At 52.7% G+C, this 23,463-nt stretch carries 17 protein-coding genes, 2 tRNA genes, 3 rRNA genes and 1 other RNA gene; 22 read left to right on the top strand and 1 reads right to left on the bottom strand.

Annotated features, from left to right (window positions below):
- Positions 1-36: 36 nt before the first annotated feature.
- From NSU18_RS19140 to argS, 3 genes are all read left to right on the top strand, one after another.
- Positions 37-705 carry a GNAT family N-acetyltransferase gene (locus NSU18_RS19140; RefSeq protein WP_341015368.1) on the top strand — a complete coding sequence of 223 codons (669 nt, stop codon included), beginning with the start codon at positions 37-39 and terminating at the stop codon, positions 703-705.
- A 115-nt stretch (positions 706-820) separates the two neighbouring features.
- Positions 821-1,264: a DUF1934 domain-containing protein gene (locus tag NSU18_RS19135; protein WP_341149808.1), complete on the top strand. Its 444-nt coding sequence runs from the start codon at positions 821-823 to the stop codon at positions 1,262-1,264.
- A complete protein-coding gene (argS, locus tag NSU18_RS19130; protein WP_341015365.1) occupies positions 1,261-2,946 on the top strand; it encodes an arginine--tRNA ligase in 1,686 nt (561 codons plus the stop codon). Before NSU18_RS19135 ends, argS begins: the two co-directional genes overlap by 4 nt.
- 371 nt (positions 2,947-3,317) lie before the next feature.
- Here the strand turns inward: argS and NSU18_RS19125 are convergent, their stop codons facing one another.
- Entirely contained in the window at positions 3,318-4,565 is a 1,248-nt protein-coding gene (locus NSU18_RS19125) for a S8 family peptidase (RefSeq protein WP_341149807.1), read from the bottom strand.
- Between the two features lie 444 nt (positions 4,566-5,009).
- Between NSU18_RS19125 and rpoE the strand changes: the two genes are divergently transcribed.
- The 19 genes from rpoE to NSU18_RS19030 all read left to right on the top strand — a co-directional run bounded on the left by rpoE (position 5,010) and on the right by NSU18_RS19030 (position 23,440).
- Complete coding sequence (rpoE, locus tag NSU18_RS19120) at positions 5,010-5,573, top strand: DNA-directed RNA polymerase subunit delta (RefSeq protein WP_341015362.1); 564 nt, start codon at positions 5,010-5,012, stop codon at positions 5,571-5,573.
- A 343-nt stretch (positions 5,574-5,916) separates the two neighbouring features.
- Positions 5,917-7,524 carry a CTP synthase gene (locus tag NSU18_RS19115; RefSeq protein WP_341149806.1) on the top strand — a complete coding sequence of 536 codons (1,608 nt, stop codon included), beginning with the start codon at positions 5,917-5,919 and terminating at the stop codon, positions 7,522-7,524.
- A gap of 292 nt (positions 7,525-7,816) precedes the next feature.
- Entirely contained in the window at positions 7,817-8,203 is a 387-nt protein-coding gene (locus NSU18_RS19110; RefSeq protein ID WP_036698896.1) for a response regulator, read from the top strand.
- 205 nt (positions 8,204-8,408) lie between these two features.
- Entirely contained in the window at positions 8,409-9,263 is an 855-nt protein-coding gene (fba, locus tag NSU18_RS19105; RefSeq protein ID WP_341015360.1) for a class II fructose-1,6-bisphosphate aldolase, read from the top strand.
- A 197-nt stretch (positions 9,264-9,460) separates the two neighbouring features.
- The gene (locus NSU18_RS19100; protein ID WP_341015358.1) at positions 9,461-10,714 is read left to right on the top strand and encodes a UDP-N-acetylglucosamine 1-carboxyvinyltransferase; all 1,254 of its coding nucleotides are present in this window, start codon (positions 9,461-9,463) and stop codon (positions 10,712-10,714) included.
- A gap of 147 nt (positions 10,715-10,861) precedes the next feature.
- On the top strand, positions 10,862-12,220 hold the full coding sequence (rho, locus tag NSU18_RS19095) for a transcription termination factor Rho (RefSeq protein ID WP_341015357.1): 1,359 nt from the start codon (positions 10,862-10,864) through the stop codon (positions 12,218-12,220).
- A gap of 25 nt (positions 12,221-12,245) precedes the next feature.
- Positions 12,246-13,523, top strand: a complete 1,278-nt coding sequence (locus tag NSU18_RS19090; protein ID WP_341015354.1) for a radical SAM protein — start codon at positions 12,246-12,248, stop codon at positions 13,521-13,523.
- 125 nt (positions 13,524-13,648) lie between these two features.
- Positions 13,649-13,846 carry a 50S ribosomal protein L31 gene (rpmE, locus tag NSU18_RS19085; protein WP_036724459.1) on the top strand — a complete coding sequence of 66 codons (198 nt, stop codon included), beginning with the start codon at positions 13,649-13,651 and terminating at the stop codon, positions 13,844-13,846.
- 47 nt (positions 13,847-13,893) lie between these two features.
- Positions 13,894-14,162, top strand: an RNA gene (gene ffs, locus NSU18_RS19080) — signal recognition particle sRNA large type.
- 214 nt (positions 14,163-14,376) lie between these two features.
- Positions 14,377-16,143 carry a DNA polymerase III subunit gamma/tau gene (dnaX, locus tag NSU18_RS19075; RefSeq protein WP_341149805.1) on the top strand — a complete coding sequence of 589 codons (1,767 nt, stop codon included), beginning with the start codon at positions 14,377-14,379 and terminating at the stop codon, positions 16,141-16,143.
- 49 nt (positions 16,144-16,192) lie between these two features.
- Entirely contained in the window at positions 16,193-16,504 is a 312-nt protein-coding gene (locus NSU18_RS19070) for a YbaB/EbfC family nucleoid-associated protein (RefSeq protein ID WP_036698884.1), read from the top strand.
- Positions 16,505-16,540: 36 nt separating this feature from the next.
- Positions 16,541-17,140: a recombination mediator RecR gene (recR, locus tag NSU18_RS19065; RefSeq protein WP_036698882.1), complete on the top strand. Its 600-nt coding sequence runs from the start codon at positions 16,541-16,543 to the stop codon at positions 17,138-17,140.
- Between the two features lie 204 nt (positions 17,141-17,344).
- Positions 17,345-17,611 carry a DUF2508 family protein gene (locus NSU18_RS19060; RefSeq protein ID WP_341015350.1) on the top strand — a complete coding sequence of 89 codons (267 nt, stop codon included), beginning with the start codon at positions 17,345-17,347 and terminating at the stop codon, positions 17,609-17,611.
- A 28-nt stretch (positions 17,612-17,639) separates the two neighbouring features.
- On the top strand, positions 17,640-17,906 hold the full coding sequence (locus tag NSU18_RS19055; RefSeq protein ID WP_341015349.1) for a pro-sigmaK processing inhibitor BofA family protein: 267 nt from the start codon (positions 17,640-17,642) through the stop codon (positions 17,904-17,906).
- Positions 17,907-18,212: 306 nt separating this feature from the next.
- Positions 18,213-19,773, top strand: a 16S ribosomal RNA gene (locus NSU18_RS19050).
- 124 nt (positions 19,774-19,897) lie between these two features.
- Positions 19,898-20,014 (top strand): 5S ribosomal RNA (rrf, locus tag NSU18_RS19045).
- Positions 20,015-20,061: 47 nt separating this feature from the next.
- A tRNA-Ile gene (locus NSU18_RS19040) sits at positions 20,062-20,138 on the top strand.
- Between the two features lie 95 nt (positions 20,139-20,233).
- A tRNA-Ala gene (locus NSU18_RS19035) sits at positions 20,234-20,309 on the top strand.
- A 204-nt stretch (positions 20,310-20,513) separates the two neighbouring features.
- Positions 20,514-23,440 (top strand): 23S ribosomal RNA (locus tag NSU18_RS19030).
- Together the 16S, 23S and 5S rRNA genes with 2 tRNA genes alongside form the textbook arrangement of a ribosomal RNA operon.
- Positions 23,441-23,463 lie beyond the last annotated feature (23 nt).

Raw genomic sequence — 23,463 nt, 5'->3', positions numbered from 1 at the left:
GAATACAGCCTATCACTTGGAGGAGATCCCTTGACTATGGAATATAGAAGAATTACAGATATTGCCGACCCGTTGTTCAGAGAGGTGCACCAGCTGCTGTCGGATGTATTTCCGCCTGAGGAAGTGCTGGAATACAGCCTGTGGAAGGAGCCGCTTGCCGATCCGGGAATACGCGTGTTCGCTGCGGTGCATGAAGGGAAGGTTGTAGGTACTACGGAATACCGGTATTATGCCGACTGGAATGTGGCGATGACCGATTTCACCATCATTGGCCGGGAAGGGCTGGGCATTGGCCGTTTTCTGGCGCGTCAACGCTTGAAGGACCTGGAGAAGCTGGCGGCTGAGAATCACACGGAACTGCTGGGGATGTTCGCTGAGATCTATGATCCGTACCGTGTGGGGTATGATTTTGGCGGAATTAAGCCGATGGACCCGTACGTCCGCCGTGAAGTTCTGTCACATTTAGGCTATAAAAGAATAGACATTCCCTATGTCCACCCTTCCTGGCAGGGGGATGGTGAGGCGGTGTCCGGTCTGGACCTTTGCTTCATGCCCGGAGATGAGGAGCTGGAGAGCATCGCGGCGCCGCTGGTGGCCGATTTCCTGACCCGTTATTACGCTGTGCTTGCGGACAAGCCGGAGACCTGGACATCGATGGTCAGCCAGCTTCGCGGCAGGGAGAGTGTGGCGTTATTGCCGCTGTGAGGGCCGGGGCAGATGAAAAAGCGATTGAATTGCCCTCCTGATCTGAATATAGTGTACAATGGGAAAGCGAATATGACCTCTATGATTACAAGTACGAATAAGCGGGGAACGTGTGATGACTGAAGGACCGCAAGGCAAATACGGCGTTTTGGTAACGCTGGAGAGTGTGCAGGGCACAGAGCGCAGTGTGGTGCATGCAGCAGGAGAGGCTATTGCCAAGGGGCAGTCGCTGTACATCATTTATGAAGAGCAGCAGACCGGACCCGAAGGCGCAGCGGCTGTGGTACGCAACACGCTGAAGATTTCAGAGGGCAGAATCAAGCTGATCCGCCATGGCGCTGTCCAGTCGGAGCAGTCCTTTGAGCCGGGGCAACCGCTGCCGGGATTCTATCGTTCGCCTTATACACAGTTCAATCTCACCACAGACACGAAGACACTGGACATCAAGCGCGAAGGAAGATCGCTTGCCGTTTCATGGGAATATGATCTCTACGTATACGGAGAAGTAACAGGACAGTTCGCTATAAGTTTGAATATACAGGAGGAACCACAATCATGACACAATCTTTAAATCCGCTCCAGCTTGCCCATGAACGGGTGAAGGAGGCCATCGCCGATGCGGTTGTAGCCGCAGGTCTGGTGTCCCGCGAAGAGCTGCCGGCCATTGTGCTGGAAGTGCCGAAGGACAAGGCCCATGGAGATATGGCTACGAATGCTGCTATGCAGCTGACCAAGATCGCTAAGCGTAACCCCCGGCAGATCGCCGAGGCTATTATCGGGCACCTGGATACAGGCCGCGCTTCTATTGAGAAGGCGGAGATTGCCGGACCGGGCTTCATCAACTTTACTTTGTCCAAAAGCTATCTCTACCCTGTGATTGCACTTGTGGCCGAGCAGGGTGACGGTTATGGCCGTGTGAACATAGGCCAGGGCAAGCGTGTAGAGATGGAGTTCGTCAGCGCGAACCCTACCGGCAGCCTTCATCTGGGACATGCCCGCGGCGCGGCCGTCGGCGATGCCCTGTGCAACGTGCTGGATTACGCCGGCTACAACGTGACCCGCGAGTACTACATTAACGATGCCGGGAACCAGGTCGCCAATCTGTGCAAATCCATCGAGACCCGTTACCTGCAGGAGCTGGGCCAGCCGGCCGAGATGCCGGAGGACGGTTATCATGGAGAGGATATCAAGGGCTTCGCCAAGGAGCTGGTGGCGGAGAAGGGAGATTCCCTGCTGGCTATGACACCGGGCGACCGGGCGGCATTCTTCCGTACCTACGGGCTTGCCAAGGAGCTCGACAAAATCAAACGCGACCTCAGCCGGTTCCGGGTCAACTTCGATATCTGGTTCAGTGAAACCTCCCTCTATGAGAACGGAGAAGTGCTGCGTTCGCTGGATGAGCTCCGCGAGCGCGGAGAAGTCTATGAGAAGGAAGGCGCAACCTGGCTTGCGACTACCAAATACGGTGATGATAAAGACCGCGTGCTGATCAAGAACGATGGTACGTATACGTACCTCACACCGGATATCGCCTATCACAGCGATAAATACGGCCGCGGCTACGATACGATGATCAACATCTGGGGAGCCGACCACCACGGCTATATTCCACGGATGAAGGCGGCGATGGCGGCGCTCGGGAATGATCCCGAGAAGCTCGTGGTGCTGATCGCCCAGATGGTCAGCCTGTTCCAGGACGGCGAGAAGGTCAAGATGTCCAAGCGTACCGGCAAGGCCGTGACGATGGAAGACCTGATGGAGGAAGTCGGAATCGACGCGATCCGTTACTTCTTCACTATGCGCAGCATGGATTCGCACCTGGACTTTGACATGGATCTGGCGATTTCGACATCCAATGAGAATCCTGTATTCTATGTACAGTACGCACATGCGCGGATTTGCAGCATATTCCGCCAAGCGGAGGAGCAAGGGATTGTAATGCCGGATGCTGACAAGATTGATTACAGCAAGCTGACTGCCGCACATGAATATGATCTTCTCCGCAAAATCGGTGAGCTGCCTGCGGAGATTACCGTTGCGGCCGAGGGCTATGCGCCGCACCGCCTGGTACGCTATGTATACGATCTGGCTTCGCTGTTCCACAGCTACTACAAGGCAGAGCGTGTAATCACTGAGGATGCCGCTCAGACGGTTGCCCGCCTTGCCCTGCTGGGCGCTGCACGGACGGCCATTGCCAACGTCCTGCGGCTGGTCGGTGTTACCGCACCGGACCGGATGTAACTATACTTGGAAAGCGCCGCCCCTCTATTATGGGGGCGGCGTCTTTCTATTTCCCGCTGAAACGGTACCGTCGTTTAGAAGGACGGCAAAGCCGTTTGCACAGGCGGCATAACAGGTTGACCGGAGATAGGTGGATTTTGTCCACCTGCTGATGAATGGATAAACCCTGCGGCAACAGCAGTTGGATAAATTACACCTATTACAGTACGTTTTACCCACCTTAGTGAATTCGAACAAAATTAGATGTCGATTATCCACTTGCTTGCCTCTATTACTCGAAAAGTAGCGAATTAAGATACATTATTCCATTTGTTTGTTTGAAGGAGCCGGTACCGTGCCTTACGCTCATGCCGCCGAGCTTACGCTGGCCCTTAAGCCTTCACCATAGCCGCGGCCTTCGCCTCGCTGCTGCTTCCGCCGCTGCCACCGGCTCCGCTGCCGCCTGCGGCGCTGCTGGCGCTGCCGTTGCCGCGCCGGGCCCGGATGCCTACGCGCAGCAGCCGCAGCGCATCGACCGCGCCGCCGCCCAGCGACGAGCGGCGCTGGCCCTTGCGCAGCCGCACCGGCGAAGCTGTGCGGCGCAAGAGCAGCTTCAGCTCGCGGGGCGACAGCCCCGGCCGCAGCGCGAGCAGCAGGGCCGCGGCACCGGTGACATGGGAGGTCGCCATGGAGGTGCCGCTCATTTCCTTGTATCCCTCCCGCAGCCAGCAGGAGGGGATACCCTCGCCCGGGCCGTACACATCGATGTACGGTCCGCGGTTGCTGAAGGCTGCGACGCGCTGCCTTCTGTCAAGGGCGCCTACGGCAATAGTCTCCGGATAGCGCGCGGGGTAATCCCCGCCGCGCTTGCCGTCGTTGCCGGAGGAGGCGATGATGGCGATCCCGGCCCGGTAGGCCTTGATCACCACATCATGCAGGGCCTTGCTCCGGTTCCTCATCCCGAAGCTCATATTAATGATATCGATTTTGTTCTGTACGCACCAATCGATGCCAAGGACAATATCCGACACATAGGCGGAGCCGTTGTGGTCGAAGGCTTTGACCGGATAGAGCAGCGCCCGGGGGGCTACGCCCATCATGTTGCGTGCGCCCCCGGCTGCCGCCAGGGTGCCGGCAATATGCGTGCCGTGGCCGTTGTCATCGAGCGGCATCATGCCGCGGTTCAGCAGATTGACCCCGGAGGCCAGGGAATGCCTGAGATCAGGGTGGCGGAAATCAACGCCCGTATCGATGACGCCGATCTTCACATGCACGCCAGTAGATCTGGACCAGGCCTGCGGAGCGCGGATGGCTTTGATTCCCCAAGGCATCAGAGAGGAACCGCTTTTGTCCGCCAGGGGCGAGTGGACTTTAATCCGGTGGTCTTCTTCTATACAGAGGGAGTCCGCATAACGGTTCATCAGCCGCTCTGCTCCTGCGGCGGGCACGAAGAAAGCCCGGATCAGCGTAGAGACCTGAACCTGCCGCAGGCCGGGCTTCTTACTCTTCAGAGCTTTCCACTGTGATAATGCGCCGGCATACATGCGGGGATCGTTGAAGGTCACAATGTGCCGTGGTGCACTTTTGGAGGCAGCCTTCATTTCTTCAAGCAGCATCTGCCAAAATCCGTAATAATCCATAGGTTACGCCGTCCCCTCCTCGGTGCCGTGCTGCCATATTGTATGAAAGGGGGATGGCGTCCGAATGGGAACTTGCCCTTTTTTAACGAAATGGGCTGCCCATCGTGTCAAAAGGCTGGAGTTTACATAAAATAAACAGAGGGAACCGCAAGGCGCCCTGCAACATCCCGTAAGGAGCCGATCCTTGGCGTGGATACAGTCATGCGCGGAGGGGCAACCCCTCCGCCTTTTTGCAATGAAAAGTCCGTCTATGCTATCCCATGTATTGCCCAGTCCAGGCGGACAAGCCTTCTTCCTGCGGAAGGGCCGCGGATTCTGTTTCCCCGATCTTGCTGCAATAGACTTGCAATTTACCCGCAAATAGGTTTTACTTAGTTTTGTTAATGGATATCATGAACGAAGCATGATTTAATGTGAACAATGCGTGAGAGGAAGTGTCCTTTAGTGAGTACGCCACTCAATTTAAAGCTGGACCCTGAGAAAGTAAAAGAAATGCCGATGGTAGACCTGGCCTTCCTGGTGCTTAAGGCAGCCAATACGCCTTATTACTACCGTGATCTGATGGTGGAGGTTGCCAAGCTGCGCGGGTTGACCGATCAAGAGAGCCAAGATACGATCGCCCAGTTATATACCGAGATTAATATTGACGGACGTTTTGCCTGTGTCGGAACCAACCTGTGGGGCCTGAAGCGCTGGTACCCGCTTGAACGCTCCGATGACCCTGTCGGCAACACCAAGCGTGTGCGGATCATCAACGATGAAGACGACGATCTGGAAGATGACGACTTTACCGATGAAGAAGAGAATTATGCTGCTGAGGAAGAGGATTTCGATGCGATTGATGAAGATCGCGACGACCTCTATTCTGACGACGACAGCGAAGAGGAAGTTGACGAAGATGTGGTCATCGATGAAGACGACATTGACGAAGACGAATCCGATGATGAAGATTCCGAAGACGGCGAAGAAGACGATGCCGACGATGAGGACGACGAAGATAAATATTAGAACAGTCTTTGCAATGGCGCAATTCCTCCCTTGACAGGGGCGGGACGCTCAGAGTAAACTATTGCATGGGCTTATAATGAAAGTTAATATTGTTTTCTAAAATAAAAAGTGCCCCGGGTCTACGGGTGTCACTTTTTTGTTTTTTTACAAGATAAGAAGGAATAAGCTTCGCTTCATTTGTATGCCAAGAAGCTGCGGTTTTCCGCGATTTCCAGGCTGCCGGCCTTGAATTTTGGCGAGTGGAAGCAACTTTCGGGTTCCCCGGTTGGATGATGGAAAAAAGGGATACGATAAGAGGCATGCGTCCCCTGAATTTCTGGACTTTATTTAGGAGGGTTTTACAGTGACAAAGTATATTTTCGTAACGGGTGGCGTTGTGTCTTCCCTTGGCAAAGGCATTACCGCTGCTTCGCTGGGCAGACTGCTCAAGAACAGAGGTCTCAAGGTAACGATCCAGAAATTCGATCCTTACATTAACGTGGACCCGGGGACAATGAGTCCTTATCAGCACGGGGAAGTATTCGTAACCGATGACGGCGCGGAGACCGACCTCGACCTTGGGCATTACGAGCGCTTTATTGACATTAACCTGTCCAAGAACAGCAACGTAACCACAGGCAAAATCTATTCCTCGGTCATCAGCAAAGAACGCCGCGGGGAATATTTGGGAGGAACCGTGCAGGTTATCCCGCATATTACGAACGAAATCAAGGAACGTGTATTCCGTGCAGGCCGTGAGACCGGCTCCGATGTAGTCATTACCGAAATCGGCGGCACCGTGGGCGACATTGAGAGTCTGCCGTTCATGGAAGCTATCCGTCAGATCAAGAGCGACATTGGCCGGGAGAATGTTATGTACATTCACGTGACCCTGATCCCTTATATCAAAGCGGCCGGAGAAGTGAAAACAAAGCCGACCCAGCACAGTGTCAAGGAGCTGCGCAGCATCGGGATTCAGCCTAATGTGATCGTATGCCGTACCGAATATCCGCTTACCGACGATATGAAAGCCAAGCTGGCTCTGTTCTGTGATATCGATGCGAACGCTGTTGTGGAATGCCGCGATGCCTCGACGTTGTATGAGGTGCCGCTGAATCTGCGCGACGAAGGTCTGGATGAGATTGTCGTCAACCACTTGAAGCTGACTACCCCTGCGCCGGATATGCGTGAATGGGAGAGCATGCTGGAGCGGATTCAGAAGCTGGAGCGTACTGTTGAGATTGCTATCGTCGGCAAGTACGTGGCGCTGCATGATGCTTATCTGAGTGTGGTTGAATCGCTGTCCCATGCCGGATTTGCCTCCAATGCCGAAGTGAAGCTCCGGTGGGTCGATGCAGAGCTGGTGACCGATGAGAATGTGGACGAGCTGCTGGGCGGTATCGGCGGCATTCTGGTTCCAGGCGGCTTCGGCGACCGGGGAATCGAGGGTAAGATCTCGGCCATCCGCTATGCGCGGGAGCAGTCCATTCCGTTCTTCGGCATTTGCCTGGGCATGCAGGTGTCTGTCATCGAGTACGGCCGTTCCATGCTGGGACTGGCAGGAGCGAACAGCTCCGAGATTGATCCTGCGACTCCGCATCCGCTGATTGACCTTCTGCCAGAGCAGAAGGATGTCGAAGATATGGGCGGCACGATGCGCCTCGGCCTGTATCCTTGCAAGCTTTTGCCGGATTCCCTGGCTATGTCCTGCTATGACGATGAGCTGGTCTATGAGCGTCACCGTCACCGGTATGAGTTCAACAATGCTTACCGTGATGAGATGGAGAAGGCAGGTCTGGTTATTTCCGGAACCTCCCCTGACGGACGTCTGGTGGAGATTGTCGAGCTGCCGGGTCACCCGTGGTTCCTGTCCGTGCAATTCCACCCGGAATTCACCTCCCGTCCGAACCGTCCGCAGCCGCTGTTCCGTGAATTTGTCAAAGCCTCGCTTACACATTCCGAGCAAATGTAACTATAGAATGATTAGGCCAGACAGGCCTGTGGGAGCTCCCGGTAAGGGAGCTTCTTTTTTGAAAATACCTCCTTTGCACAATAGCTCCCGGAATGCAAGGGGACTGTATTCCCGCTTTTTCACCGAAATTCCTCCTTTATATGGCATAGATTTACGCATTTTAGCCAATTAGCAGGATTTTGGCTGCAAAGCACGAATAATAGGTTTCGTATAGACTAAGTTGAAGCGGGGCCGTTAGCTGTTGAGAGGGCGCGGTATGGACAATCTGCCTTAAACTCTGGGAGGGTATCGTATGGAAAAGAAGAAAGTGTTAATCGTCGACGATCAGAATGGAATCCGGATTCTTCTCATGGAAGTATTCAATAGTGAAGGTTATGCCACCTTTCAGGCAGCTAACGGGAAATTGGCGCTGGACATTGTCAGGAACGAATCGCCGGATATGGTTTTGCTGGATATGAAAATTCCGGGGATGGACGGACTCGAGATTCTCAAGCATCTGAAGGAGCTTAATCCGGCGATCAAGGTCATTATGATGACGGCCTACGGAGAACTGGACATGATTAAGGAAGCGACCAAGCTGGGAGCCCTGATGCATTTTACCAAGCCGTTCGATATTGATGAGATGCGCGTTGCCGTCAATATGCACCTGCACAACAAATCAGTAGACCAATGCAGCTAGCTTAGAAAAATAGAGTTTGGGGACATCCTGTTATGGATACGCTAAAAGAGAAAATGATCCGCCGATAAAGGGTTGGCTGAATATCGTCCCACCGGGACATTTTTTTGTGTATCCTATTTAGTATTTAACACAGGATGTGCTATAATAGGCCTGTATGTGATGTCGGCTTATATAAGCAACCCAATATTTTAGGAGGATTGAAACCATGCCATTAGTATCTATGACAGACATGTTGACCAAAGCACTTGAAGGAAAATATGCAGTTGGCCAGTTCAACATCAATAACCTGGAGTGGACACAAGCGATTCTTGGTGCAGCAGAAGAAGAGAAGTCACCGGTAATCCTTGGCGTATCCGAAGGCGCAGCCCGTCACATGGGCGGCTTTACCACAGTAGTTAAGATGGTTGAAGGTCTTATTCATGACATGAAAATCACCGTTCCTGTAGCCATCCACTTGGACCACGGTTCAAGCTTTGACAAATGTAAAGATGCTATCGATGCCGGCTTCACTTCCGTAATGATCGACGGCTCCCACCACCCAATCGACGAGAACATTGAAATGACTAAAAAAGTCGTTGACTATGCTCACGCTAAAGGTGTTTCTGTAGAAGCAGAAGTTGGTACTGTAGGCGGACAGGAAGATGACGTTATCGGCGGCATCCAATACGCTGACCTTAACGAATGCGTACGCATCGTAAAAGAAACAGGCATCGACACTCTGGCTCCTGCACTGGGTTCCGTACACGGTCCTTACCTGGGCGAGCCAAATCTTGGATTCAAGGAAATGGAAGAAATCCGCGATGCAGTTAACCTTCCGCTGGTACTTCACGGCGGTACTGGTATCCCGGTACATGACATTCAGAAGTCTATCTCCCTGGGTACTTCCAAGATCAACGTTAACACCGAGAACCAAATCGCGTTCGCTAAGGTTGTCCGCGAAGTTCTTGCTGCTAAGCCGGATGCTTACGATCCGCGTACATTCATCGCACCAGGCCGCGATGCTATCAAGCAGACTGTTATCGGCAAAATCCGCGAATTCGGATCCAACAACAAAGCCTAAGTATTACCCTGCCGCATAACGTTTTTCCGCACAAGCTATTTCGTTTTCCTCAGAAACGGGTGCCGTCCTTCAGGTAAGGACGGCGCAGCCGTTTCTTCTTCTAATCACCATTCACAAGCAGTCCTTATGTCACCTTAAGCCACAACTGGTATTGCCACAACATGCTGCAATACACGTAGGGGGAACCAGATAAATTTATGGAAAAATTAATGATTGGCGGCGGACGTCCGCTAGAGGGCGTTGTTACCATCAGCGGAGCAAAGAATAGCGCCATTGCGCTTATTCCTGCAGCAATTTTGGCGGAGTCTGAAGTTGTGCTGGATAATTTGCCTGCGCTTAGTGATGTTGCCGTTTACTCCGAAATTCTGGAGGAGCTTGGCGCGAGCGTGTCTTGGACAGGCAGCCAAATGAGAATTAATCCCTCCCGTATCGTATCCATTCCCATGCCTAACGGACCGGTGAAGAAGCTCCGGGCCTCTTATTATATGATGGGCGCACTCTTGGGCCGGTTTAAGGAAGCGACCATTGGATTACCCGGCGGCTGTAATTTTGAGCCCCGTCCGATTGACCAGCATATCAAAGGCTTTGAGGCGCTTGGTGCGACTGTTACCAATGACCATGGCTCGATTCACCTGTATGCCAAAGAACTGCGCGGTGCCAAGATCTATCTGGATGTATCCAGTGTAGGTGCCACCATTAACATTATGCTCGCGGCCTCTCGTGCCAAAGGCTCTACAATTATTGAAAATGCGGCTAAAGAGCCTGAGATTATAGATGTAGCTACCCTGCTCAACTCCATGGGCGCTGTTATTAAGGGCGCCGGTACCGAAACGATCCGGATTGAAGGCGTAAGTGAAATGCACGGCTGCCGCCATTCAATCATTCCTGACCGTATTCAGGCGGGAACGTACATGATTGCCGCTGCGGCTACGCGGGGCAATGTCTTAATTGATAACGTGATTCCCAAGCATCTGGAGGCGCTCACTGCCAAGCTGCTGGAAATGGGAGTAGACATAGAAGAACTGGATGAGAGCATCCGGGTGATCGGCAAGGCCAAGTACCAGCATGCGGATGTTAAGGCACTGATCTATCCCGGTTTCGCAACGGATCTGCAATCTCCAATGACGAGTATGCTGACTCAGGCTGAAGGCGTTAGCGTCCTGAGCGATTTTGTCTACAGCAACCGGTTCAAGCATGTTCCTGAATTGGTCCGCATGGGCGCTAAGATTCGTGTAGAAGGACGTTCCGCAATCATTGAAGGCGGTCCGCTGAATGCGGCCAAGGTGAAGGCTGCTGATCTCCGCGCAGGCGCAGCCTTGGTGATTGCCGGTCTTACTGTTGAAGAAGGTGTCACTGAAGTGACAGGTGTAGAGTATATTGACCGCGGTTATGACAACCTCGTAAGTAATCTTCGCAGTTTGGGAGCCGATGTCTGGCGCGAGAACGAATAAGGAAGAATACCCGGATTGGCAAGAGCAGAAATTGGCTGACTGAGTGCATATCTCCTTCCAATTCGGGTAATCCTATCCTAATAAGCATTTTCATAGACTCATAGTTTAGAACTCATCATACACAAATTGAATAGGTGGTTATAGCACATGGATCTTCAAATTTCCGATCTGGAAGAAATGAAGCTTACCGATCTGTATAAGCTGGCCAAGAAATACCAGATCCCTTATTACGGAACGCTTAAGAAGCGGGAGTTAATCTTCGCTATTCTTAGAGCACAGGCAGAGCAGAGCGGCTTAATGTTTATGGAAGGCGTGCTTGAGATCCTGCCGGAAGGCTATGGCTTTCTTCGGCCGATTAACTACTTGCCGAGTGCAGAGGATATTTATATCTCCGCATCGCAGATCCGCAAGTTTGACCTTAGAAGCGGGGACCTGGTCTCCGGGAAATGCCGGACGCCCAAAGAGAACGAACGCTATTTCGGACTCTTGCAGGTGAATGCCGTCAACGGCGAGAACCCGGCAACTGCAGCTGAACGGTTACATTTTCCGGCGCTTACGCCGCTTTATCCGCAAGATAAGCTGCCGCTCGAAACATCCCCAACCCATTTATCGACCCGTATCATGGATTTGCTTGCTCCTGTAGGTCTGGGGCAGCGCGGTTTGATTGTAGCACCTCCCAAAGCAGGGAAGACGCTCCTCCTCAAAGAAATTGCCAACAGTATCTCTACTAACAATCCCGAGATTGCACTGTTTGTTCTGCTGATCGATGAACGTCCCGAGGAAGTAACAGATATGCAGCGTTCGGTTAAAGGTGAGGTAGTGGCTTCGACATTTGACGAGCTGCCGGAGAATCATATCAAAGTTGCAGAGCTTGTACTCCAGCGTGCGCTGCGCCTCGTAGAGCACAAGAAGGATGTTGTCATTCTGCTGGACAGCATTACCCGTCTTGCCCGTGCCTATAATCTCGTGGTTCCGCCTTCCGGCCGCACACTTAGCGGAGGGATTGATCCTGCCGCGTTCCATCGTCCTAAGCGTTTCTTCGGCTCCGCACGTAACGTGGAGGAGGGCGGCAGCTTAACTATTCTTGCTACCGCACTGATTGATACCGGATCACGGATGGATGATATTATTTATGAGGAATTCAAGGGTACAGGGAACATGGAGCTCCATCTGGACCGTAAGCTGGCTGAACGCCGGATCTTCCCGGCAATTGATATCCGCCGTTCGGGTACGCGCCGTGAAGAAGTATTGCTTAGCAAGGAAGAGCTGGATACAATCTGGTCGATCCGTAAAAATATGAATGAATCCTATGACTTCGTAGAAGGATTCCTGAAGAAGCTGCGTGACAGCAAGACGAATGCTGAATTCCTGGCCTCCTTCGATGCTGCTGGAGGCAAGGATTCCCCGTCAGCAAGCGGTACGGCCAGCAAAGGCGGTACCTCGAACAGCGGCTCGTCCGCCCGCCGCACCACGCGTCCCAAAGCGCCTACTGTGCCGACTACCTGAGAATAGATAACAAGAGGAGAATAACATGTATTTGGTATATGCCGACGAACAAGGAAACGTATATGATCATCCCGAGCTGTATGGCCTGGCCCGCAGTGGCGATATGATCGTTGAGATACTGGAGGAAGAGCTGGTTCCGCTGCCTGAGGGGGCTACGCTGGTCGGGCTCCCGAGCACGCGGGCGATTGGGATGAATCCGGAGACCGGTGAGATGCTGCCCCTGCCGGCAGGTTCGCAGGCTGTCGGAGCCTTGCTGCCGCAGGGATACACCCGTCTGTGCCTTCCCGGCTACGTCAAGACAGACAAGACCTACAAGCTTCCGCTCTTCGGATATTCCGCTGTAGTATGGAAGGACGGCGGTTTCTATGTGGCGGCTGATCTTACTGATGATCCGGAGCAATGGAATCCGCTTAACTGCGACCGGGACGATGTGAAGACCGGTGTGGTTGAACTGACTGCCAAGTACCCGGAGAACCGTCTGTATAATCACTTGTCCAACTGCGCGCTGGAATATGAATGCTTAACCTCGTCCAACACCTTCCTCGGCCGCTGGGAAGGCGCTGTTCCGGTCTCATACTCCTGCAACGCCGGTTGCTTCGGTTGTATCTCTGAACAGCCCGATGACAGCGGGTTTGTGTCCCCGCAGACCCGGATGAACTTCCGTCCGGCCGTGAACGAAGTATCGCAAGTGATGCTGGAGCACCTGAAGACGCCGGAATCCATTGTCAGCTTTGGACAGGGCTGTGAAGGTGAGCCGTCTACGCAGGCGAAGCTGATTATTGAATCTATCCGTGAAGTCCGGTCCATTACCGATATGGGCTATATCAATATCAACACCAATGCCGGCTTAAGCGATCATATCCGCGGCATTGTCGATGCCGGTCTTGATCTGATGCGGGTTAGTACCATCAGCGCGCTGGATGACCATTATAACGCCTACTACAAGCCTCGCGGGTATACGCTGGCTAACGTAGAGAAGTCGCTGAAGTACGCTGCTTCACAAGGCGTATATACCTCCATTAACTATTTAATTTTCCCGGGGGTTACTGACCGCGAGGAAGAGATTGAAGCGATGGTGGAGTTTGTCAGACGTACAGATCTTAAGCTCATTCAGATGCGTAATCTCAATATTGACCCGGAGAGCTATCTGGAGCTTATTCCTCCTGCACGGGGCGAGATTCTTGGCATGAAGACCATGCTGGAGATCTTCCGTGAGGAGCTTCCGGAGGTTGTCATTGGTTCCTTCACCCATGTTCCCCCTGCTGAGTTAGCCCGTGCCAAACAACGCAGAGTACAGCTTTAGGCCTTAAATTTTTAAGAGAGGCTGGCCTATTGCAGAGCCTGGGCTTCACATGCTAGAATGTAGCTTGCGTAATCATATAACTCTAGGCCCGCATGAGGCTTAGGGCGTGAGAGGTGAGATTTTATATGCAAACAACCATTCAACCCAAGTACAATGTAACGAAGGTAACCTGCGCTTGCGGCAACACTTTTGAAGCCGGTTCGACAGTACAGGAGCTTCGTGTCGAAATTTGCTCAAGCTGTCACCCGTTCTTCACCGGTAAGCAGAAGTTCCTGGATGCCGGCGGACGTGTGGACAGATTCAAGAAGAAATACGGAGTCTAATATTGCATAGTTGATTTTTGCCTGTCCGTAAGCTATACTTATCTTCGCCGTGCTAGACGGGGAGGTAGCGGTGCCCTGTAACTCGCAATCCGCTGTAGCGAGGTTGAATTCCTGTTAGAGGTGCTGTCGATGTGAGGCCTTGGTTCCTATGGGCTGTGTTGACGGTTGGGTCCTCCGCAATGAGTGCTTGTGAACCTGGTCAGGTCCGGAAGGAAGCAGCCATAAGCGAGTTTGCTCTTGTGCCGGAGGGTGGCCTAGCCCGAGCAGTTTTGTAGGGTTACCGCTTGGATCGCAGCCATCAATAACAGGTGCACGGTTTAAATAAGGATGATGATAGCGTCTTTGCTACAAGCAAAGACGCTTTTTGTTTTTCTAGGTATGTTAGGTAATAAGATATTATTCCCGCTCTGGCTGTTATCCTTCCTTATCGGATGGTGAGTCGCTTCTGCTTGGTCAAAGACTTGGGAATATAGTATAATAAATTAGCGACAAATGCCGGAAAGCGGCAGCCTGAGAGAGGGTAATGCATAGTGGAACATATCGCGCTGTACCGTGCCTGGCGGCCGCAGTCGTTTCAAGATATGGTAGGACAGCAGCATATTATCCAGACGCTGCAGAATGCGATCCGTGAACAACGGGTTTCGCATGCCTATCTGTTCAGCGGACCGCGGGGGACCGGTAAGACGAGTGCGGCCAAGGTATTGGCCAAGGCAGTCAATTGCGAGCGGGGGCCGGGTCCTGAGCCCTGCAATGAGTGCCCGTCCTGTCTGCGAATTACAGCAGGCAACATCATGGATGTCCAGGAGATAGATGCGGCATCCAACCGGGGCGTTGAAGAGATTCGCGATCTGCGGGATAAGGTGAAATATGCACCTACCGAAGTACGCCGTAAAGTGTATATTATTGATGAAGTGCATATGCTGACAACAGAGGCATTTAATGCCCTGCTGAAGACGCTCGAAGAGCCTCCGCAGCATGTGATGTTTATACTGGCGACCACCGAGCCGCACAAGCTGCCGGCTACGATCATCTCGCGTTGCCAGCGGTTTGACTTCCGCCGGGTCTCGCTGGAGGAACAGACGGGCCGCCTGACTGAGATTTGCCGGAAGGAAGGCATTACAGCAGATGCAGATGCTCTCCAGTATATCGCCCGCCTGTCTGACGGCGGGATGCGGGATGCGCTTAGCATTCTGGATCAGATCTCTTCCTTCACTGACGGGAATGTGACCTATCAGCAGGTGCTGGGTATGACAGGCGGCATCCCCTCCGAGCAGTTCGCACGTCTGGCGAACGCTATTCTTGAGAGTGACATGGGGCAGCTGCTGGAGCTTGTGGAGCAGATGATGCATGAGGGTAAGAGCGCAGATAAATGCCTGGAGAATCTTCTGTATTATTTCCGTGACTTATTGATGATCAAGATGGTGCCTGGAGCAGATCAGCTAACTGACCGCGTGCTGAATCCGGCCGATTTCCGCGATATGGCTAAGGCCTTTACCCGCGACCGGTTATTCCTGATTGTGGAGACGCTCAGCCGTTATCTGGGAGAGATGAAGTATGCTACACATCCGCAGACTATATTCGAGGTAGCGCTGATGAAGCTGTGCAGCGGTCTGCAGGATGCTGGTCCGTCTGCAGGCGATCCGGCAGCGAGTTCGGCCGCACCTGCAGCCGTGAGTGGTTCTCCGCAGGTACAGTCCGGCGAGCTGGATCAGCTCAGACAGCAGATTGCCGCGCTGGAGAAGAAGCTGGAACAGGCTATTCAAGCCGGCGGGGTTGCCGGGGGCGGGCGTGAGCAGGCACCGCAGCGTACTGCCGCGCCAAGCGCTCCGCGCGTATCCTCAGCCTCTAAGCTTCCTCCGCAGCTGGATAAGTTTATTGCGGGTAAGGACAGTCCTGATTTTAGTACGGTCTTCAAGCAGTGGAGTCTTGTTCTTCAGGGTGTGAAGGAAGAGAAGGTCACGGTACATGCGTGGTTTGTGGACGGTGAGCCGGTGGCGGTGATGGAAGATGCCGTACTGGTTGCCTTCAAGAATACCATTCACCGGGATACCACAGAGAAGCCTGCGAACCGTCAGGTCATCGAGAATGTAATGAATGCCAAGCTGGGTAAGCCGTACCGGCTGGTTACTATGATGATGCGCGACTGGAATGAAGCGGCGACCAAATCTGCGGCTTCGGCCGGAACAGAGGAGCTGCGTCTGGAGCATGAGCACGAGAGCGGCGAAGGCAAGTCCGAACCATGGATTGATGAGGCGATCCAGCTCTTTGGAGAAGACCTTGTTGTCATAAAAGAATAAGGATTCAGTTATCAGCGCAGAAGTGCGCATCCCAAAGGAGAGATGAAGTATGAATAATATGAACCAAATGATGAAGCAGGTTAAGAAGATGCAGGAGCAGATGCTCAAAGCCCAGGAAGAGCTGGGCAGCAAGACAATTGAAGGTTCTTCCGGCGGCGGTGTGGTTACCGTTCAGGTGAACGGACACAAGAAATTGCTGTCCATTCAGATCAAACCGGAGGTAGTTGATCCGGAGGATATCGAAATGCTGCAGGATCTGGTGATCACTGCTGTTAATGATGCTCTTACCCAGGCAGAAGAGTTGGCGAACAACGATATGGGTAAATTCACAGGCGGAATGAAGATTCCTGGCTTGTTCTAGGCTTACTCCACTCCCTGCCAAAGGAGAACCGATACTTTGTATTATCCAGAACCGCTAGCCAAGCTGATAGAAGCTTTTACACGTTTGCCCGGGATTGGCCCGAAGACAGCTGCCCGGCTGGCCTTTCATGTGCTTAACATGAAGGAGGATGAGGTGATTGATTTCGCCAAAGCCCTTGTCAGCGTCAAGCGTAATCTTCATTACTGCTCGGTTTGCTGTAACATAACGGATACCGACCCGTGCCGGATCTGTCAGGACAAAACCCGCGATGCCTCGGTAATCTGTGTGGTTCAGGACTCGAAGGATCTGGTGGCTATCGAACGAACCAAGGAATTTGACGGCTATTATCATGTGCTCCAGGGTGCAATCTCGCCGATGGAAGGCATAGGGCCGGACGATATAAGGCTGAAGGAGCTGCTGACCAGACTCAGCGATGAGCGGGTGAAGGAGCTGATTATGGCGACCAACCCCAACATTGAAGGGGAAGCCACCGCCATGTATATCTCGCGTCTTGTCCGTCCCTTTGAGATCAAGATCACCAGGATAGCCCATGGCTTGCCTGTAGGCGGCGATCTTGAGTATGCGGACGAGGTAACCCTGTCGAAGGCGCTGGAAGGCCGTCGTGAGCTGTTCTGAGTGTTGTGCTGTTGTATTATAAGTGTAGGGAGCCCTCGGGCTCCTTTTTTAATTTCGGAAGAACCACTGATACGCTGCTAAAAGTTCTGCTAAGACCCCTCTCCCGGTTCTAAGTTTGTCCCTATTCCGATATGTATGAGATTAACGGGTGTGAATCACCGCGGTTGTACCTGCAATTATTCATATAACATAGGAGGGATTGCAATGGGATGGTGGAGTACCAAGTGGCTGAGCGGGAATGCGGATAAGGCAAAGGCGGTGGAGACGGAAGAGGAATGGGGCACGGTGTACCAGGAGGTGCGCAAAGCGCAGTCTGAGTGGGAGCGTGCTTACCTGATGTTTGATGAGGCTCTGGGCCAGGATCAGATTGACTATGCGATCTATATCCTGGAGGCGGCTGAGCGTAAATATCAGATACATCTTAAGGATGCCAAGCGGCTGGGGCTTAACCGGAGCCAACTGCAAGTATGAACAGACTGAGTAAGCGAGGAGGAGAACAATGCTAAGAACTGTTGCAATGGGTGTGCTGATTATTTCTGCAGCGCTGCTGGTACTGATTGTATTTAGGAAGAGATTGGGGTGGGCCTGGCTGAGTGTATTTGGAACCCATCTTATATTGGCGGCGCTTGGAATTTATATCATTAATTTCTCAGGAGTTGTAAGTGATTTGCACATTCCGCTTAATCCTACAACCATAGGTGCTGTAACCATTCTTGGGCTGCCGGGAGTGGCGCTGTTATTAGGTTTAAAATTAACTTTGTTTTAGAGGTTGACGAAGGCTCCTGATTCATGATACATTAAGTCTCGGCCCTTTGGACAGGAGATCTTCGGATCACTTGCTGGAAGCTAAAGCGAAAAAAGAAATTAAAAAAACGCTTGACTGAAACAAGGGTGCTGTGATATATTATAAAGGTCGCTGCTGAGACAAACATCAACGACAAAAGATGAGACATTGATCTTTGAAAACTGAACAACGAGTGAGTGGGAGATCACTTCGGTGATATCCAAAATTAGAGAATGTAACAATTCTCGTCAGATGTTTCAAAATGAGCAATCGCTCTTTCTAAATACCAATTTGGAGAGTTTGATCCTGGCTCAGGACGAACGCTGGCGGCGTGCCTAATACATGCAAGTCGAGCGGAGTCTGAGAGGAAGCTTGCTTCCTTTCAGACTTAGCGGCGGACGGGTGAGTAACACGTAGGCAACCTGCCCTCAAGGCTGGGATAACTACCGGAAACGGTAGCTAATACCGGATAATTTCTTTCTTCTCCTGAGGAGAGAATGAAAGGCGGAGCAATCTGCTGCTTGGGGATGGGCCTGCGGCGCATTAGCTAGTTGGTGGGGTAACGGCCCACCAAGGCGACGATGCGTAGCCGACCTGAGAGGGTGAACGGCCACACTGGGACTGAGACACGGCCCAGACTCCTACGGGAGGCAGCAGTAGGGAATCTTCCGCAATGGGCGCAAGCCTGACGGAGCAACGCCGCGTGAGTGATGAAGGTTTTCGGATCGTAAAGCTCTGTTGCCAGGGAAGAACGTCCGGTAGAGTAACTGCTGCCGGAGTGACGGTACCTGAGAAGAAAGCCCCGGCTAACTACGTGCCAGCAGCCGCGGTAATACGTAGGGGGCAAGCGTTGTCCGGAATTATTGGGCGTAAAGCGCGCGCAGGCGGTTATTTAAGTCTGGTGTTTAAACCTTGGGCTCAACCTGAGGTCGCACTGGAAACTGGGTGACTTGAGTACAGAAGAGGAAAGTGGAATTCCACGTGTAGCGGTGAAATGCGTAGATATGTGGAGGAACACCAGTGGCGAAGGCGACTTTCTGGGCTGTAACTGACGCTGAGGCGCGAAAGCGTGGGGAGCAAACAGGATTAGATACCCTGGTAGTCCACGCCGTAAACGATGAGTGCTAGGTGTTAGGGGTTTCGATACCCTTGGTGCCGAAGTTAACACAGTAAGCACTCCGCCTGGGGAGTACGGTCGCAAGACTGAAACTCAAAGGAATTGACGGGGACCCGCACAAGCAGTGGAGTATGTGGTTTAATTCGAAGCAACGCGAAGAACCTTACCAGGTCTTGACATCCAACTAACGAAGCAGAGATGCATCAGGTGCCCTTCGGGGAAAGTTGAGACAGGTGGTGCATGGTTGTCGTCAGCTCGTGTCGTGAGATGTTGGGTTAAGTCCCGCAACGAGCGCAACCCTTGACTTTAGTTGCCAGCAGGTTGAGCTGGGCACTCTAGAGTGACTGCCGGTGACAAACCGGAGGAAGGTGGGGATGACGTCAAATCATCATGCCCCTTATGACCTGGGCTACACACGTACTACAATGGCCGGTACAACGGGAAGCGAAGCCGCGAGGTGGAGCCAATCCCAGCAAAGCCGGTCTCAGTTCGGATTGCAGGCTGCAACTCGCCTGCATGAAGTCGGAATTGCTAGTAATCGCGGATCAGCATGCCGCGGTGAATACGTTCCCGGGTCTTGTACACACCGCCCGTCACACCACGAGAGTTTACAACACCCGAAGTCGGTGGGGTAACCCGCAAGGGAGCCAGCCGCCGAAGGTGGGGTAGATGATTGGGGTGAAGTCGTAACAAGGTAGCCGTATCGGAAGGTGCGGCTGGATCACCTCCTTTCTATGGAGAATCGTTTCCTGCAACGGAAACATTCAAATCGGAAGCTCAGCTTCCACAATAGAACCTTCGGGTTCGGACACTCACTCGTGTTCAGTTTTGAAAGAGCAAGTCTCTTTCGTATGCGTTTGGTGGCGATAGCGGAGGGGTTCCACACGTACCCATCCCGAACACGACCGTTAAGCCCTCCAGCGCCGATGGTACTTGGACCGAAGGGTCCTGGGAGAGTAGGACGCCGCCAAGCGAACAATCAATTCATTGATTGCTTCACTACTGTAAGTTTTGTTATATGGGCTTTTAGCTCAGTTGGTTAGAGCGCACCTCTGATAAGGGTGAGGTCGGTGGTTCGAGTCCACCAAGGCCCACCATATAACAATTTGGAATTGAATAGCAAGTACCGGGGTCCCCGAAAAGTAATCGGAATTAACCTCGAAGCTGCACCTCACTTTTTGGGGTATTATATGGGGCCATAGCTCAGCTGGGAGAGCGCCTGCCTTGCAAGCAGGAGGTCAGCGGTTCGATCCCGCTTGGCTCCACCAAAACTTCTTTACAAAAGTATATGCACATTGTCTGTTATTCCGAACATCACAGTCGTGAATGTTTCATAATAACAGCATCTTGATCCTTGAAAACTGGATACCGAAACGAATTTGCGTTTTAGAACATCTTTTAGCTGAAACTTGTGGAAGCAAGTTGAAATAGTTATTAGTTGCTACCGTGATTTTCCTAACGGAAAACGCATTGGTTAAGCTACTAAGAGCACACGGAGGATGCCTAGGCGCCAGGAGCCGACGAAGGACGTGGCGAACAACGAAACTGCCTCGGGGAGCTGTAAGCAAGCTTTGATCCGGGGGTGTCCGAATGGGGAAACCCAGCTGTGGTAATTCGCAGTTACTCGTATCTGAATACATAGGATACGCAGAGGCAGACCAGGGGAACTGAAACATCTAAGTACCCTGAGGAAGAGAAAACAATAGTGATTCCGTCAGTAGCGGCGAGCGAACGCGGAACAGCCTAAACCAAGGGGCTTGCCTCTTGGGGTTGTGGGACGTCTCACATGGAGTTACAAAGGAATAGGGTAGGCGAAGAGGTCTGGAAAGGCCCGCGATAGAGGTAAAAGCCCTGTAGCCGAAATGGTATTCTCTCCGAGACGGATCCCGAGTAGTGCGGGGCACGTGAAACCCCGTATGAATCCAGCAGGACCATCTGCTAAGGCTAAATACTACCTGGCGACCGATAGTGAAACAGTACCGTGAGGGAAAGGTGAAAAGCACCCCGGAAGGGGAGTGAAATAGAACCTGAAACCGTGTGCTTACAAAAAGTCAGAGTCCTCTTTATGGATGATGGCGTGCCTTTTGTAGAATGAACCGGCGAGTTACGTTTAACATGCAAGGTTAAGGTGAGAAGCCGGAGCCGCAGCGAAAGCGAGTCTGAATAGGGCGACTAAGTATGTGGACGTAGACCCGAAACCGTGTGATCTACCCCTGTCCAGGGTGAAGGTGCGGTAACACGCACTGGAGGCCCGAACCCACGCATGTTGAAAAATGCGGGGATGAGGTGGGGGTAGCGGAGAAATTCCAATCGAACTCGGAGATAGCTGGTTCTCCCCGAAATAGCTTTAGGGCTAGCCTCGGTGAATGGAGTGGTGGAGGTAGAGCACTGATTGGGTGCGGGGCCCGCAAGGGTTACCAAGCTCAGTCAAACTCCGAATGCCATTTACTTCTTGCCGGGAGTCAGACAGTGAGTGCTAAGATCCATTGTCAAAAGGGAAACAGCCCAGACCATCAGCTAAGGTCCCCAAGTGTGTGTTAAGTGGGAAAGGATGTGGAGTTGCACAGACAACCAGGATGTTGGCTTAGAAGCAGCCACCATTGAAAGAGTGCGTAATAGCTCACTGGTCGAGTGACTCTGCGCCGAAAATGTAACGGGGCTAAACACACCACCGAAGCTATGGCTAGATGCTTTGCATCTGGGGTAGGGGAGCGTTGTATGTGGGTTGAAGGTGTACCGTAAGGAGCGCTGGACAGCATACAAGTGAGAATGCCGGTATGAGTAACGAAAAGATCAGTGAGAATCTGATCCGCCGAAAGCCCAAGGTTTCCTGAGGAAGGCTCGTCCGCTCAGGGTAAGTCGGGACCTAAGGCGAGGCCGACAGGCGTAGTCGAAGGACAACAGTTTGAAATTACTGTACCACCGTAATCCGCTATGAGCGATGGGGTGACGCAGGAGGGTAGTGACGCGGACTGATGGATGTCCGTCTAAGCAGTGAGGCTGGTGTGCAGGCAAATCCGCACACCGTGAAGGCTGGGCTGTGATGGGGAGCGAAAATTACAGTAGCGAAGGTCATGATCTCACACTGCCAAGAAAAGCCTCTAGTCAGGAGAAGGTGCCCGTACCGCAAACCGACACAGGTAGGCGAGAAGAGAATTCTAAGGCGCGCGGAAGAACTCTCGTTAAGGAACTCGGCAAAATGACCCCGTAACTTCGGGAGAAGGGGTGCCTCGGTAGGGTGAATAGCCCGAGGGGGCCGCAGTGAAAAGGCCCAAGCGACTGTTTAGCAAAAACACAGGTCTGTGCGAAGCCGTAAGGCGAAGTATACGGGCTGACGCCTGCCCGGTGCTGGAAGGTTAAGGGGAGCGGTTAGGAGCAATCCGAAGCTGTGAACCGAAGCCCCAGTAAACGGCGGCCGTAACTATAACGGTCCTAAGGTAGCGAAATTCCTTGTCAGGTAAATTCTGACCCGCACGAATGGCGTAACGACTTGGGCGCTGTCTCAACGAGAGATCCGGTGAAATTTTAATACCTGTGAAGATGCAGGTTACCCGCGACAAGACGGAAAGACCCCATGGAGCTTTACTGCAGCTTGATATTGAATTTGGGTACGATCTGTACAGGATAGGTGGGAGCCGTTGAAGCAGGAGCGCAAGCTTCTGTGGAGGCGCCGTTGGGATACCACCCTGATCGTATCTAGGTTCTAACCTGGTACCCTTAGCGGGTACGGGGACCGTGTCAGGCGGGCAGTTTGACTGGGGCGGTCGCCTCCTAAAGAGTAACGGAGGCGTTCAAAGGTTCCCTCAGAATGGTTGGAAATCATTCGCAGAGTGCAAAGGCATAAGGGAGCTTGACTGCGAGACCTACAAGTCGAGCAGGGACGAAAGTCGGACTTAGTGATCCGGTGGTACCGCATGGAAGGGCCATCGCTCAACGGATAAAAGCTACCCTGGGGATAACAGGCTTATCTCCCCCAAGAGTCCACATCGACGGGGAGGTTTGGCACCTCGATGTCGGCTCATCGCATCCTGGGGCTGAAGTAGGTCCCAAGGGTTGGGCTGTTCGCCCATTAAAGCGGTACGCGAGCTGGGTTCAGAACGTCGTGAGACAGTTCGGTCCCTATCTGTCGTGGGCGCAGGAAATTTGAGAGGAGCTGTCCTTAGTACGAGAGGACCGGGATGGACGTACCGCTGGTGCATCAGTTGTTCCGCCAGGAGCATGGCTGAGTAGCTACGTACGGACGGGATAAGCGCTGAAAGCATCTAAGCGTGAAGCCCCCCTCAAGATGAGATTTCCCAACATGTAAGACCCCTTGAAGACGACGAGGTAGATAGGTTGGAGGTGGAAGTGCAGCAATGCATGGAGCTGACCAATACTAATCGGTCGAGGGCTTATCCAAAAAACTACCCCAAAAAGTGAAGA

Origin of the sequence: Paenibacillus sp. FSL H8-0048 (assembly GCF_038002825.1) — a bacterium.
In the GTDB taxonomy this organism is placed as follows: Bacteria; Bacillota; Bacilli; order Paenibacillales; family Paenibacillaceae; genus Paenibacillus_AQ.
The sequence above is the reverse complement of the archived record's forward strand: the minus strand, read 5'-3'. Positions and strand labels throughout refer to the sequence as shown.

Excerpts from the sequence above, each read along its gene's own strand:
- NSU18_RS19090 (WP_341015354.1), top strand. The coding sequence starts at position 12,246 with ATGTATTTGGTATATGCCGACGAACAAGGAAACGTATATGATCATCCC.
- NSU18_RS19070 (WP_036698884.1), top strand. The coding sequence starts at position 16,193 with ATGAATAATATGAACCAAATGATGAAGCAGGTTAAGAAGATGCAGGAG.
- NSU18_RS19125 (WP_341149807.1), bottom strand. The coding sequence starts at position 4,565 with ATGGATTATTACGGATTTTGGCAGATGCTGCTTGAAGAAATGAAGGCT.
- NSU18_RS19140 (WP_341015368.1), top strand. The coding sequence starts at position 37 with ATGGAATATAGAAGAATTACAGATATTGCCGACCCGTTGTTCAGAGAG.
- NSU18_RS19100 (WP_341015358.1), top strand. The coding sequence starts at position 9,461 with ATGGAAAAATTAATGATTGGCGGCGGACGTCCGCTAGAGGGCGTTGTT.
- rho (WP_341015357.1), top strand. The coding sequence starts at position 10,862 with ATGGATCTTCAAATTTCCGATCTGGAAGAAATGAAGCTTACCGATCTG.
- argS (WP_341015365.1), top strand. The coding sequence starts at position 1,261 with ATGACACAATCTTTAAATCCGCTCCAGCTTGCCCATGAACGGGTGAAG.
- rpmE (WP_036724459.1), top strand. The coding sequence starts at position 13,649 with ATGCAAACAACCATTCAACCCAAGTACAATGTAACGAAGGTAACCTGC.
- NSU18_RS19055 (WP_341015349.1), top strand. The coding sequence starts at position 17,640 with ATGCTAAGAACTGTTGCAATGGGTGTGCTGATTATTTCTGCAGCGCTG.
- NSU18_RS19110 (WP_036698896.1), top strand. The coding sequence starts at position 7,817 with ATGGAAAAGAAGAAAGTGTTAATCGTCGACGATCAGAATGGAATCCGG.
- NSU18_RS19060 (WP_341015350.1), top strand. The coding sequence starts at position 17,345 with ATGGGATGGTGGAGTACCAAGTGGCTGAGCGGGAATGCGGATAAGGCA.
- NSU18_RS19135 (WP_341149808.1), top strand. The coding sequence starts at position 821 with ATGACTGAAGGACCGCAAGGCAAATACGGCGTTTTGGTAACGCTGGAG.
- fba (WP_341015360.1), top strand. The coding sequence starts at position 8,409 with ATGCCATTAGTATCTATGACAGACATGTTGACCAAAGCACTTGAAGGA.